Source organism: Xenorhabdus khoisanae (assembly GCF_001037465.1).
GTDB lineage: Bacteria > Pseudomonadota > Gammaproteobacteria > Enterobacterales > Enterobacteriaceae > Xenorhabdus > Xenorhabdus khoisanae.
The window spans coordinates 12,988-25,949 of the sequence record NZ_LFCV01000086.1 but is presented as its reverse complement, the minus strand read 5'-3'; the positions used below and the strand labels follow the sequence as shown (position 1 = coordinate 25,949).

Genomic DNA, 12,962 nt, shown 5'->3' with positions numbered 1-12,962 from the left:
ATTGGCTTGACATGACTAATAGCTAACGATATTAATTCAGTACTTGATAATATCTGAGACATTCAGCCATAGCTATTCAAATTATTTCTCGTATTAGTGTGATGACAAGGGAGACGGCATATGAAAAGCCTAACAATAAATCAGTATTCTACCATTCATGCTTTAGTATCCGGCGTCTTTGATGGAATGTTTAAAATATCAGAAATCAGCCATGGTGGTTCATTCGGCATTGGCTGCTCACATGCACTCGCGGGTGAAATGATTGCACTGGATGACACCTATTTTGAGATTCAAGGGGCAGGAAATATACGTCAATTAACCGATCATGAACAACTACCTTTTGCACAGCTAACACATTTTAATCCTGACGATCAATTTCCTGTTTCACATATCAGTAAGCAAGATATTTACTCAAAGTTATCTGCTCAAACAAATATAGATAATATTTTCGTGGCAATAAAAATTGAAGGACTCTTTGAAAATGTTTGGTTTCGCCGAACCAATCACCAGGAAAAACCTTACAAACCCTTTATTGAAGCAATAGCAGAACAATCTGAAGAAACACTCCATGATATCTCTGGTGTAATGATTGGTTTCTGGACACCCGAACATTTTCAAGGTATTTCGGTAGCGGGTATTCATCTTCACTTTATTGATGATGCCCGAAAAAATGGCGGGCATGTCTTCGGATTCCAACTGAAAAACGGCCTTTTAAGCTATGAAATGAAACAAGACGTAAAGATTCATCTGCCAAACAAGAATGAGTATCTCAATACTGACATCAAGGTTAGTGATTTGGACGATATTATCAAGCGATCAGAAGGTTAAGGGAAAAAGGTTGAAGGCAAAATGCTTAACTATATCCAATGAATTTTATATTCAGGTAGTATTGCAGGGAAAGTCAGCATAATCCCTGCAATGTCATCATATGATAATTTGAGCCTATTCCACTGCTACGGTTTCTTTAACAGTCCTTTAAATGGTCTCTTCACAACAATGACTCCCTGCCCTAACAATACACCCACGATAGTAATAACGATACCAATCATTTGTGCCAAACTGGGCATGTTGCCCATAATCACCTGGATAATAAGTGCAAAGATTGGAACGAAATTGAAAAATATCGCCGTCTTTCCTGCTCCGCGAATTGCAACCCCCATATTCCAAAAAAGATACGCAATTGTGGAGCCGCCAATGCCTATATAAATACAGGCCAAATGGCTTTCAAACGTTCCGGATGATAATGCAGGGATGGGTGACTCAACAAAAAATGCAATAAAAGCTAATATAATTGCACCAAAAAACATCGTCCAACTGGTCGTCTCCAACGGCGTCGCATTTTTAATAAATCTCCGTATCCCTACTGTATACATCGCCCAACCAAGACTTCCGATAAAAATAATCATATCGCCAGTTGCCACCTGAATTTCACCACCTAAAACCAACTGACCATTGGTAATGACTAAAGCAACGCCTAACAAACTAATTGCCATGCCAACTATACGCATAAGATCAGGTAACTGACGATATATAATAGCTTCGAAAATGTTGGCAGAAATAGGCGTCGTAGCAACTATCAACGCAGCCGTGATCGGACTTGAGCTTTGAAGACCAACAAAAAAAGCGCCATTGAATCCTGCAACGCCAATCGCCCCAAGAATAATAAATTCCCGCCAGTTTTGTTTCAAAACCTTGGCATGAATTCCTTCTTTCCATGCCAAGAAAATGAAAATACAGATGACCGCAAAGAAAAAGCGCTCAACAGAAGCTGTCCACGGAGGCAGACTCACAAGAGCAAATTTAGTTACCTGAAAATTGGATCCCCAAAAGAATGTTGCAATTAACGTTAATATAACCGCGAACTGTGGTGTTGTTCTCATATCCATTCCTACTAAGCTGAATAACTTTCGACAAAATCATTGTGGCATCTTTCAAAATTGAAATATTTAGACAATATTGGTAATCAATTTTTCATAAATGGAAATTACATTGTGCAATCATTTAATTGGGATGATATTCGAGTATTCTTGGCAGTCACACGAACAGGCACTATCAGTAAGGCAGCAGATACTCTTGGTATCGGTGTGGCAACCGTATCGCGAAAAATAGAACGATTGGAGTCCTCTTTCGGAATGCCTTTATTTCTCCGACATCAAGCGGGATATAAGCTAACCGAAGATGGTGCAAAACTATTGGAAAAGGCCGAAGCTATGGAAATGGCAGCAAGTTCATTTTTGTTTGAAGCCGATATACAAGCTGCCATCGCGGGAACAGTACGGCTTGCAACACTGGAAACGTTAGCCAATCATTTAATTATGCCAAACTTGTCAATCCTACAAAAAGATCATCCGAAACTGACATTAGAAATCACAACCGATATCTATTCTGTCAATCTCCACCGCCGCGATGCGGATTTAGCACTCCGCATCATCAGACCTGAACAAGGTCATGTTAATGTTCGTCAACTGGGAACATTGGGATTTGGTCTTTATGGAAGCACAGACTATTTGGCAACCTGCTCTTCTGGCCTATTTCAAGGTGAATATGACAATGCTCGCTTTATTGGCTGGACAGGTGAACACTCGCAACTTCCTTCTGTTAGCTGGCTTAAACAAACCCTAAAAGGTCGTCCACTTTCAATCTCAACAACATCAATTTTTACTCAGATTACAGCAGCGCGTGAGGGACTTGGATTGGCTGTATTACCCCATATTGCGGCCTGTAATACCGGGCTTATCTGTATTTCGCGTGACTTGGGTATAGATAGACCTATCTGGCTTGTGATCCAATCTGATTTAGCTCACTCGCCGAGGATACGGAAAGTTGCCGATTTTTTGGCTGATATAGTTTTTCAGAATAGAGATAAGCTTTCAGGACAAACTGGCATTAACTTCTTTTAAAAATTAAAAAAGCAAAAGACGGAGTGTCTTTTTAACGATCTTCTACCAATATGTCAGTATTTCAGGATTGATAAATAAATCCTCACAGGTGATCTATATGAGTAAAAAAAATTTATGGAAAACTGATGAGAAACGTTGGCAGGCCATCATTGAACGCAATAAGGATGCTGACAGCCATTTCGTATATGCCGTGCGTACTACGGGAATATATTGTTTGCCATCCAGTACCGCACGCCTTCCAAAACGGGAGAATGTGATATTTTTCGACAACGAAAATGAAGCTCAACAGCAAGGTTACCGACCAAGTAAACGCCCACGAGGTAATCAGCCTGAGTTGGAAGCCAATTATCTTGCCAAAATTGCAAAAGCATGTCGCTATATTGAACAAAATGAAGGGCATATCACACTAGTACATCTCGCTAGCCATGTGGGAATGAGCACATTTCATTTTCATAGATTATTCAAAGCGAAAACAGGATTAACGCCAAAATCCTACGCAAATGCCCATCGTAGTCAGCGCTTACGGGATAATTTACAACAAGATAATAGTGTCACTGAAGCTATTTTCGATGCCGGATTTAATTCCAGCAGCCGATTTTATGAAGCCTCATCCAATTTATTAGGTATGACACCAACTGTCTGGCGTGCCGGCGGTAAAGGAATGCAAATTCACTTTGCGTTAGGGATTTGTACATTAGGCCACATCTTAATAGCGCAAAGTCAAAAAGGTATTTGTGCCATTTTACTGGGAGATGATCCAAATAAACTCCTTCAGGATCTACAGGATAAATTCCCTCAAGCAGAATTTATCGGTGGGGATCCCCAGTTTGAGCAACTCATTGCACAAGTTGTCGGCTTCGTCGAAACACCAGAAACAGAATTGAAATTACCACTGGATATTTGTGGCACAGCATTTCAGCAACGAGTCTGGTTAGCACTGCGAGAAATTCCGGTGGGTACAACCGTCAGTTATACCGAAATTGCCAAACGCATTGGTTCTCCCAAAGCTATACGTGCCGTAGCTAGTGCCTGTGCAGCCAATATGTTGGCAGTTGCTATTCCATGCCATCGCGTGGTCAGAAATGATGGCGCCTTATCTGGGTATCGTTGGGGAATTGAGCGTAAACGTGAGTTATTAAATCGAGAGGAAAAAACACGATGAATGTAACAATTGATATCGTACATCAACTTGATCTATTCCCAACCCATTGTGTCTGTATCTTTAGGATTGCCGGCTACCTTTCTATTTGGTGAATTGCAACGTGAACACCCATGCCAACGTGTTCTGCTAACTCATGGCGATATTATCGTATGGGGTGGAAGTTCTCGGCTTCGTTATCATGGAATATTGCCACTGAAAGATAATATTCGTTATAACCTAACGTTCAGGCGGGTTTTTCCAGCCTAAAAATCAACCAAGCAGTGCCTTTAAAATGACTGAGATAAAAAGGAAGCAATCAAATTCAATGCTTCCTCTATCTAATTTTATCCTAAATGCTACAAGCATTATATACACCCGTTTTTTAGCAAAGCCATCTCCATGAGATCGCAGTATTGACCATTTCTGAGTGATTCCATACGCCGTATACCTTCCTTTTCAAATCCAAATTTTTTATACAATGCGATTGCCTTTTCATTATCAGCAAAAACTCCCAACTCAATTCTGATACAACCTAACCAATTAAATGCGTAATCAATAGCAAATGCCATCATCTTTGAACCAACCCCTTTACCTGAATAAGCCGCATCGACCCCAATACAAATGCCCACCACATGCCAGCGTCTTGGGTTTGCATGGGTAAATAATCCTAATGATCCCACAACCTTACCATCTACTTCTGCGACAAAATCAATATCTCCTCGCATCTTATTTAACTTTAAACGTTCTCTCCACATATCATGTGAAGGGCATGGACGTTGCAAAGTATTAGGGTAAACATTCGGATTACTATAAATTCGTTGATAATGTTCAGCATCTTCAGGCTCAGTTGCCCTGATTATAATTTCCATATATACCTCTTATAATAACTAATAAAAACATTGGTGATTCACTGATATTATGTTAATACAATGATTTAATTTATTCAGAGTTATATTTTCTTATCTTATTATAAGAAGATTATTTTTATGTTAATAAATTAAAACCCCATACACCCAATAGATGAAAAAGAAACGATCAAAACAAAAGTTTTTTCTATCGGGTTTGTTATTTTTAATAAGATATCACAAAAATCTGCTGTTAATTAAAGCCATTCCCATAACATCACAATATTGACCATTTTTTAATGACTGCATACGCCGAATACCTTCTACTTCAAATCCAAATTTTGTGTATAAGGCTATCGCTTTTTCATTATCAACAAAAACTTCCAATTCAATTCTGATACAGCCTAACCAGTTGAACGCATAATCAATCACGAACGCCATCAGTTTTGAACCAATACCTTTCCCCGCATAAGCCGCATCAACACCAATACCTATGCCTACCGCATGTCTTCGCCTTGGATTGGCATGGGTAAATAACCCTATTGTCCCCACAACCTTGCCATTTACTTCAGCAACAAACTCAATATCTCCTTGATCTTTAATTGCTTTTAAACGCTCCTTCCACATTTCACGCGAAGGGCATGGGCGTTGCAAAGTATTAGAATAAACATCAGGATGGCTATAAATTCGTTGATAATGCTCAGCATCTTCAGGCTCAGTCGCCCTGATTATAATTTCCATGTATACCTCTTTTTCGACTTGACTCTCCTTATAACTACCTGATAAAAAAATAAATGTAAATAGTCTTTTGAAAATTATTTAAATTAATAATTTTACCTGTTCATAATGTTATTTAATATCAGTTTATTTTCTTTGGAGTGAATATGGTTCAGGAAAATTTAGCTATTTTTAAGCTTATCAAACAATTTGAAGTCAGCCTTCATGGTGAGAAAAGAAATAATGCCGATTGGCTTAATACTGTATTACACGATGATTTTCTGGAAATCAGTAAATCAGGTTATGTTTATACTAAAAAAATCGTGTTCAATGAATTAACCACAGAGATAAAAACTACTTCCCCAATTTTTCACATCACTTCTCTATGAAATATTTGGATGAAAATATTGCTTTACTCACTTATCAATCTTATGAAATGGATCAAGCTGGCAATCCATTCAATCAAGCACTCCGTGCATCAATTTGGCAATTATCTTCGGATAACACATGGCAACTTAGATTCCATCAAGGTACGCTCATGTCCGCATAATGTAAAAAATGGCCCAATTCCTGGGCCACTGATATTTAATTTATGGGATTTTTATTACTCAATAAGTAAGGCGAGCTTTGCGTTTTTTCACAATCTGAAACCCAATCACCAAAATAATGAACCAAACGGGTGTTGCGATCAAAGCTTGACGAGTATCCGGTTGCAGAGAAAGCAATACCAAAACAAAAGCAAAGAAAACTAAACATACCCAGGACATCACAATACCAAACGGCATTTTGTACACTGAAGCCTGATGCAAAGCCGGACGACGTTTTCTATAAACCAGATAGGAACACAAAATCATGCTCCAAATAAACATAAACAAAATAGCGGAAACAGTTGTTACCAAAGTAAAAACCCGCATCACATCAGGAATAAAGTAGATCAAAATGACGCCAAAAGAGAGGCACAAACAAGTAAAAATTAACCCCGATGCTGGAACCGAACGACGGGAAAGCTGACTAAACTGCTTTGGTGCATCCCCTTCTTTAGCCAAGCCAAATAACATCCGGCTGGTAGAGAAAACGCCACTATTTGCCGAAGATGCAGCAGAAGTCAGTACCACAAAGTTTACAATACTGGCCGCAGCAGGTAATCCAATCAGAACAAATAATTCTACAAAAGGACTTTTATCCGCAATGATTGCTCGCCATGGCGTGACCGACATAATCACAATCAGCGCCAAAACATAAAACGTAATAATACGAATTGGAATGGCATTAATCGCTTTTGGCAAAGATTTCATCGGATTTTTAGTTTCTGCGGCAGCGGTTCCCACCAACTCAATGCCGACAAAAGCAAATATCGCTATCTGGAATCCGGCAAAAAAGCCACTCAGTCCCATTGGGAACATGCCGCCATCACTCCAGACATTAGAAAGTGCAGCGATATGCCCTGCCGGAGATTGGAAATGCATGCCAATTAAGATGCCTCCCGTGACAATTAGGGCGACAATAGCGATAATTTTGATCATGGCAAACCAAAATTCGAGTTCCCCAAACAATTTTACTGTCGCGAGATTTAGAGCCAGCAATACCAAAACGCAAAGGAGCGAAGTTCCCCATTCGGGAAAATTCGGTGTCCAATATCCGACATAAGCAGTAATAGCAACAAGATCCGCGATACCAGTAATGACCCAGCAGAACCAGTAAGTCCAGCCGACAAAAAAACCGGCCCACGGCCCTAATAAATCCGCTGAGAAATCACTGAACGACTTATAATGCAAATTGGAAAGCAATAACTCTCCCATTGCGCGCATAACGAAAAACAGCATAAACCCGATGATCATATAAACAAAAATGATCGACGGTCCCGCAAGGGAGATAGTCTTGCCTGATCCCATAAACAAGCCAGTACCGATGGCACCACCAATTGCGATTAACTGTATATGTCGATTAGTGAGACTTCGCTGTAAATGCGAACCTTCAGTTTCAGGAGTGTGAATGGGTTGTATTTTTTCTTCCATAGTTGTATCCAATTTATTCTCACAGCATGGCCTTAATACCCTCAAGCTGTGTTTAAGGGAACATTGTGACATAGACAACCGCGGTATTAACAGAAGGATTTCACATCAAAAACAAGACGGTTACAATTCAATCTATCAACAGATGGCACATTGTGTATATTTCATTCACCTAATAAAAAAATGGATATAGTCCATTGACGTCTCGTTAACATTGGAGAATAATTTATCGTGTCGGGTCGTTAGCTCAGTTGGTAGAGCAGTTGACTCTTAATCAATTGGTCGGGAGTTCGAGCCTCCCACGACCCACCAATTAAATCAAAGAGTTATATAGCAACCACACCATCACTATCTGTACCTTGGGACGTAGATGGGACGTGAATGCTGAAAGTACTAAAAATCGCGTCCAGTTGTTTCGCATGTTCAGTTAAATGTTTAGGCGCTAAATGCGCGTAGCGCCTGACCATTTCAATTGATTCCCAACCGCCCATTTCCTGCAATGCAGATAATGGCACACCCGATTGTACCAACCAGCTCGCCCAAGTATGCCTTAAGTCGTGGAACCGGAAGTCTTCTATCCCTGCCCTTCTCAATGCCGAATACCACGACCTATTATTATCAACACGCATTTTTCTGATTGCTGGCGTATCCGTTCCATCGTTACGCTTTGCGGGTTCCTTATGCACAAAAACCCATTTATGATGATTTCCAATCTGATCACGAAGAATCTGGCAAGCGGTATCATTCAAGGCAACTCCAATTGCCTTACCTGATTTACTCTCTTCCGGGTTCACCCAGGCTGTTTTTCGTTGCATATCGATTTGTTGCCATTCAAGATTAACGATGTTCGATCTGCGTAACCCTGTAGCCAATGCAAATCTGACAACTGATTTCAGCGGCTCAGGGCATTCCTCTATCAACCTTAACGCTTCATGGTGTTCCAACCATCGAATACGCCTGTTCTTTGGTTGGTTCACTTTTATGATTGGCGCTTTGTCCAGCCATTTCCATTCTCTTTCAGCCGCCCTGAGAATGGACTTTATTAACGCCAAATATGAGGCTTTAGTTGATTGTGAAACAGGCTGAGGAGTATAGATGGGTATATCTTTCCCTTTTTTGATGCAGGCTTCTTTTTGAATCTGCCAGCGTGCCAATGCCAGCCTATTTTGCATTTTACTTACAGCAGCATAAATTTTCGCCGATGTAATATCCTTTAATAAACATCCCGAAAAATGCTCCAACCAGAAACCCATCAAACTCTTGTCTGTATCAAGGGACTTTTTCTCTGATTTCTCCTCTAACCACCTGACACACGCTTCTTCAAATGAAACGTCGGGAAAATCTCCAAATTTATCGACACGCCATAAATCGGCTCTCAACTTGTCATGCAGCTCCTGCGCTTGCCGTTTGTCCTCTGTGCCAAGAGATTGTTTAATTCTCTTGCCGCCCGGGATCGTGATGTCGGCGTACCAAGTCTTGTTTCTGCGGAATATTGACATCTGTTACCTTCCTTAGCGTCAACCGCGCTCACAGATATAGTGTGGATCGGATTATTTAATGCGGCAATGCAATTTTGCCGAGTGATAAGATAAGGGGATTGCTTCTTGGTTGGGTCTTTTCTCGACGCCACCAATCGGCCTGTTCTAATCCATTTTCTCAGTGTTGGTGGTGATATGCCGATGAAACCACATGCCTCATCAAATGTTAGAGGGTATCTATCCATCTTTCATCTCCTTCTGAATCAACCGCACATAGTAAACCAGCACTGATTTAGCGCTGAATCGCATATGGTTGAGTGGTTTAAATTTGAGTGTGTATTTATCGAGAGTTTCGGTGACTGCGGTATCGTCGTATTTGGGTAGGCTCTTGAGTTCTTTGAGGCAATCCCTTGCCACCGTTCTCCTTGCGTTCTCGTATTCGTTAGTCATCGGTGATTTTGACTGTGACGTCCTCTAGTTTTATTCCCTGAAATCCGCTACGCTTTAAAATAGTTTTAATGTCACCACGGATTAATTCTGAATATTCAGACTCAGGAACAGGATAATCACTGTTAACATATTCCAGAGCCTCTGTTTTAGTCATGTCAATTTTTGCTTTCATGCTATTTTCCTCAGTTGTTCGTTGCCGATATTGAATAAATACTCTTTATCGACTGTGGTTATTTTTCTGTGTGGAGTAATAAACGGTCGCCAAATTAAAATCATTGAGCCTTTTGTATTACTCTTACCTTTTATTTTTAAATCTGCTGGAACAAATTGAATCCTGCCACCTGTTATTAACCTGACCTCATCGACACTCTCCATTGCCAATTTAAACCAGCCTACTGAGGTATCGGCGGGGACGAGCATAACGATACTCTGGCATTGCGTCCTGTATTCGATGGCTGCTTTCTTTATCCACGGCGTAATATTGGAGTAAGGCGGATTACACCAAATAGAGCCGTAACTCACCCAATCACATTCCAGTGCATTACCTCGTTCCGTGAGATAATTTGTGCACAGGGTATTTTGAGCATCGGCGGCTGCATCTAAATAAAATCCGAATTCTAAATCGAGTGCCAGAAATAACGGGAGTGGAGTTTGCCAGAGATCGCGCAGTTCTTTCGGAGTATTACTGCCTCCGTGGTCACTCATCGTTTATATTCCTCGCTTTCCGCCTATCCCGTTCATAATCCTCCCCACATTCCCGGCTACAGAATGCGCCGTGTATTGCTGGCTCCGTCTCACACCATCGGCACATGCCGTTGATACTGGTTAATGCTGGTGGTCGGTTCTGGAGTGCATGAGATATATTCAGCTCATTTAATTCATTCGCTGCGTCGATAATATCCATGATGGTTCTCGTTATTTGTTTGGATGGAAATAAAGCGGTCTTGCATATATTGTTTTATCTGCATCAAAATCAAATATGCTTTTTCGTATTTCCCCATCAATTAAATTATAACACGCCACAGGCTCCATATTTTCATATTCAGCGAGTCGTCTTAATATCGTGATATAGGAATCTAAATCTAGCGTTATTTCATTAGCGCCTGCTGATTTTAATTGCTCGGCTGATTCTAATGTTGCGTTTATTTGTTCAATCATATCATTACTCATTTCTGGCTCTCCTTAACTTCAAATCCTTGCTGGGCTATAAAATTCCAACACTCCTCTAATGTTTCATCACGGGCAATCATGCGTTCCTGTATATCAGGGTGATTTCGTTGTTCACTAAATTCTGACATAGTATGAGATTTTGGTAATTCTATTTCGATATTTTCTCGACTTGCTTTCCACCCAGCTTGAAATACCTCCCAATAATTTTGGGCTGACATATTGAAATATGTTCCGTCTCCATCTTTCTCTAACGCATTTTCAAAAAAACGGAATTCAGTTAAAAGAAATTTCTCAAATACCTCTCTGATTGCGTCTTTATTAGTCATTACTATCACCTGTATATTTTATTTTACCTGTTAATATCCCATCAATTAGCGCCCTCATTTCCCAGCACCAATAGAAAGACTCGACGTAAACGGATAATTGTCCGTGATCATGTTGCTTGCGTTTAATAAATATTTCGGCAGCTTCACGGGTTAAATGTGTATTTACGGTTCTGTAGTCGTATTTCCAGTAGAAAATATAAGAATCCTCTAATATGGAAATGATACATATAGCTTTGTCGTGATCATCTAATTCTGACCAGTAAGATAAATATTCCTCTTGGGCGTGTTCAAATATTTTTTCTTTCTGTGTGTCTTCACAACTATCTAATGCCGCCTCAAGAGAGTAATACTCTTCACCATCGGAATATATCCCTATCTCATCATCTTCGTAGCCAACAACTCTAACTCTTTCTCTCACAGTGAATGATGGGTACGCTGTGAAATGACGGTCAATACCTGCTCCCTTGTGTTGATATTCAAGCCGCTTAACAAAGTCATCCCATGTTTCGCGGGACAATTCACCGCCATCTGCTAATGAATTAAATTCAGTATTCACCTAAACCCCCTACATATATTCTCTGCCCGTTCACACATTTCAGTATCAAACCAGCCGAAGTGACATTCGTTGAAACTGATTTCCAGTTGACTTGCTAACCATCTGTACGCGTCCGTGCGCTCCAAATTACGACTCCTGACTACATCATCGAAATACCGATGAGCCGATGCTCTGGCGCTCCGGGTCTTTTTATCTGCCAGTGACCCCATTGGGATATCCGTCCCCGGATGAATGCTGACACGCGCACCACATGTCCAGCAGTGGTATAACCACGGCCAGCGGCTGTCATGGATGCGCCTAAACACATTTAGGTGATGTTCAATCATCACGTGCCTGCCACAATAACGGCAGTGGGTCGGAATGGGGTAGGGGTCATTGACTCTTGCAATCGCTATGGGATTGGGGTTCCATGGGGTGAACTGCATATGTCCTCCCGAATTTGGTCACAATAATCCTCCCGCCGCATAGCAGCGTAGTGATAGGGTTGAGTTAAAATAGGTTTAACTAAAATATTTCGCAGGATTCAGAACAGGAACCGGTATCAAATCGTTTAGCTGCTATCATTTCGTGATAGAGGTTTTGATAATCCTCATTCGAATACATCCGGGCTATTCCATCCAATGACATATTGCCTCGGTACATAATCTCACGCGGGGTTTTTCTGTGACCATCCCGGACATGCCGACCGGTAATGCAGGTCTGTTCAAATACCAGTTTTAATCCCGGTTCATCCTGACAGGATAGCCCTAATTTTTTAGAGCTCTTTTTAATGCAGAACACACAGTTGCCTAAATGCTCTGGGATTAATAAATTGAATGGCTGATCTGCCCACCAATCCAACACGTCCCGTTTATCAACGCCGGAAATATCAGCCAAATAACTCACTGAATCTTTGCGGGTTAATCTCCGTGGCTCGTCTGCTCGAATGCCAATCCATGTGTGGTAATTACCTCGCCCGAAATGGTCATTGCAGTAGGCATTGAATGGCCTCAGTTTCAGGCGGTCAGTACAGAACGACCCTCCGATGTAGGGTGTGCCGTATTTTTTCACCATATCCGTGAACGGTTTTAATACAGGCATCCGCGTTTGAATATCACCCGGTTCCCAGACGATATAACCATTCGATGCACCTAGCTGAGGGTTGATATCAGCCTGTAAAACGACTAACGGAATATCCCAGAATTTCACAACCTCCCTGACAAACCTGTAGGTCGCGGGATGTTCCGCCCCTGTATCCATAAACACATAACGGACATCCTCACCCTGTTTGCGGCGCTGTTCCATCAAATATACGAGGTATGCCGATGTCCTGCCGCCAGAGAATGAGACGACATTTATCATTGTTGTATCCTAGGGGTTATAGGGGT

Annotated in this window: 19 protein-coding genes, 1 tRNA gene and 1 pseudogene; 6 read left to right on the top strand and 15 right to left on the bottom strand. The window is 41.0% G+C overall.

Annotation, left to right across the window (positions count from 1 at the left end):
* Positions 1–120: 120 nt before the first annotated feature.
* Complete coding sequence (gene budA, locus AB204_RS13070) at positions 121–828, top strand: acetolactate decarboxylase (protein ID WP_047963807.1); 708 nt, start codon at positions 121–123, stop codon at positions 826–828.
* Between the two features lie 125 nt (positions 829–953).
* Here the strand turns inward: budA and AB204_RS13065 are convergent, their stop codons facing one another.
* A complete protein-coding gene (locus AB204_RS13065; RefSeq protein ID WP_047963806.1) occupies positions 954–1,880 on the bottom strand; it encodes a DMT family transporter in 927 nt (308 codons plus the stop codon).
* A 111-nt stretch (positions 1,881–1,991) separates the two neighbouring features.
* On the opposite strand from AB204_RS13065, the gene AB204_RS13060 reads away from it, so the two are divergent.
* The 3 genes and pseudogenes from AB204_RS13060 to AB204_RS21470 all read left to right on the top strand — a co-directional run.
* Positions 1,992–2,900, top strand: coding sequence for a LysR family transcriptional regulator (locus AB204_RS13060; protein ID WP_235428087.1), 909 nt, complete (start codon positions 1,992–1,994; stop codon positions 2,898–2,900).
* A 97-nt stretch (positions 2,901–2,997) separates the two neighbouring features.
* Positions 2,998–4,062: a bifunctional DNA-binding transcriptional regulator/O6-methylguanine-DNA methyltransferase Ada gene (gene ada / locus AB204_RS13055; protein WP_047963804.1), complete on the top strand. Its 1,065-nt coding sequence runs from the start codon at positions 2,998–3,000 to the stop codon at positions 4,060–4,062.
* A 39-nt stretch (positions 4,063–4,101) separates the two neighbouring features.
* Positions 4,102–4,308, top strand: a pseudogene (locus tag AB204_RS21470) (alpha-ketoglutarate-dependent dioxygenase AlkB); the annotation flags it as partial.
* Between the two features lie 98 nt (positions 4,309–4,406).
* On the opposite strand, the gene AB204_RS13050 reads toward AB204_RS21470, so the two are convergent.
* Both AB204_RS13050 and AB204_RS13045 read right to left on the bottom strand, forming a co-directional pair.
* On the bottom strand, positions 4,407–4,910 hold the full coding sequence (locus tag AB204_RS13050) for a GNAT family N-acetyltransferase (RefSeq protein ID WP_047963803.1): 504 nt from the start codon (positions 4,908–4,910) through the stop codon (positions 4,407–4,409).
* A gap of 213 nt (positions 4,911–5,123) precedes the next feature.
* Positions 5,124–5,627 carry a GNAT family N-acetyltransferase gene (locus AB204_RS13045; RefSeq protein WP_047963802.1) on the bottom strand — a complete coding sequence of 168 codons (504 nt, stop codon included), beginning with the start codon at positions 5,625–5,627 and terminating at the stop codon, positions 5,124–5,126.
* Positions 5,628–5,770: 143 nt separating this feature from the next.
* On the opposite strand from AB204_RS13045, the gene AB204_RS22020 reads away from it, so the two are divergent.
* Positions 5,771–5,992 carry a hypothetical protein gene (locus tag AB204_RS22020; RefSeq protein WP_053067908.1) on the top strand — a complete coding sequence of 74 codons (222 nt, stop codon included), beginning with the start codon at positions 5,771–5,773 and terminating at the stop codon, positions 5,990–5,992.
* A 219-nt stretch (positions 5,993–6,211) separates the two neighbouring features.
* On the opposite strand, the gene cycA is transcribed toward AB204_RS22020, so the two are convergent.
* Positions 6,212–7,618, bottom strand: coding sequence for a D-serine/D-alanine/glycine transporter (gene cycA, locus AB204_RS13035; RefSeq protein ID WP_047963801.1), 1,407 nt, complete (start codon positions 7,616–7,618; stop codon positions 6,212–6,214).
* Positions 7,619–7,851: 233 nt separating this feature from the next.
* Between cycA and AB204_RS13030 the strand changes: the two genes are divergently transcribed.
* Positions 7,852–7,927 (top strand) — tRNA-Lys (locus AB204_RS13030).
* A gap of 14 nt (positions 7,928–7,941) precedes the next feature.
* Here the strand turns inward: AB204_RS13030 and AB204_RS13025 are convergent.
* From AB204_RS13025 to AB204_RS12985, 11 genes are all read right to left on the bottom strand, one after another.
* Entirely contained in the window at positions 7,942–9,108 is a 1,167-nt protein-coding gene (locus AB204_RS13025; protein WP_235428088.1) for a site-specific integrase, read from the bottom strand.
* Positions 8,991–9,338 carry a helix-turn-helix domain-containing protein gene (locus AB204_RS23515; RefSeq protein ID WP_152671541.1) on the bottom strand — a complete coding sequence of 116 codons (348 nt, stop codon included), beginning with the start codon at positions 9,336–9,338 and terminating at the stop codon, positions 8,991–8,993. Before AB204_RS23515 ends, AB204_RS13025 begins: the two co-directional genes overlap by 118 nt.
* Positions 9,331–9,543, bottom strand: coding sequence for a hypothetical protein (locus tag AB204_RS13020; RefSeq protein WP_047963799.1), 213 nt, complete (start codon positions 9,541–9,543; stop codon positions 9,331–9,333). Before AB204_RS13020 ends, AB204_RS23515 begins: the two co-directional genes overlap by 8 nt.
* Positions 9,536–9,715, bottom strand: a complete 180-nt coding sequence (locus tag AB204_RS13015) for a hypothetical protein (protein WP_047963798.1) — start codon at positions 9,713–9,715, stop codon at positions 9,536–9,538. Before AB204_RS13015 ends, AB204_RS13020 begins: the two co-directional genes overlap by 8 nt.
* Entirely contained in the window at positions 9,712–10,248 is a 537-nt protein-coding gene (locus AB204_RS13010; protein ID WP_047963797.1) for a phage N-6-adenine-methyltransferase, read from the bottom strand. The genes AB204_RS13015 and AB204_RS13010 overlap by 4 nt, the downstream gene beginning before the upstream one ends.
* Entirely contained in the window at positions 10,241–10,447 is a 207-nt protein-coding gene (locus AB204_RS21455) for a hypothetical protein (RefSeq protein ID WP_072061440.1), read from the bottom strand. The genes AB204_RS13010 and AB204_RS21455 overlap by 8 nt, the downstream gene beginning before the upstream one ends.
* An 11-nt stretch (positions 10,448–10,458) precedes the next feature.
* On the bottom strand, positions 10,459–10,713 hold the full coding sequence (locus tag AB204_RS13005) for a hypothetical protein (RefSeq protein WP_047963796.1): 255 nt from the start codon (positions 10,711–10,713) through the stop codon (positions 10,459–10,461).
* Positions 10,710–11,039, bottom strand: a complete 330-nt coding sequence (locus AB204_RS13000) for a hypothetical protein (RefSeq protein ID WP_047963795.1) — start codon at positions 11,037–11,039, stop codon at positions 10,710–10,712. Before AB204_RS13000 ends, AB204_RS13005 begins: the two co-directional genes overlap by 4 nt.
* Positions 11,032–11,595: a hypothetical protein gene (locus AB204_RS12995; RefSeq protein ID WP_047963794.1), complete on the bottom strand. Its 564-nt coding sequence runs from the start codon at positions 11,593–11,595 to the stop codon at positions 11,032–11,034. Before AB204_RS12995 ends, AB204_RS13000 begins: the two co-directional genes overlap by 8 nt.
* Positions 11,592–12,020 (bottom strand): zinc-finger-containing protein, encoded by a 429-nt coding sequence (locus AB204_RS12990; protein ID WP_047963793.1) that lies wholly within the window; start codon positions 12,018–12,020, stop codon positions 11,592–11,594. Before AB204_RS12990 ends, AB204_RS12995 begins: the two co-directional genes overlap by 4 nt.
* 79 nt (positions 12,021–12,099) lie before the next feature.
* A complete protein-coding gene (locus tag AB204_RS12985; protein ID WP_047963792.1) occupies positions 12,100–12,936 on the bottom strand; it encodes a phosphoadenosine phosphosulfate reductase domain-containing protein in 837 nt (278 codons plus the stop codon).
* Between the last annotated feature and the right edge of the window lie 26 nt (positions 12,937–12,962).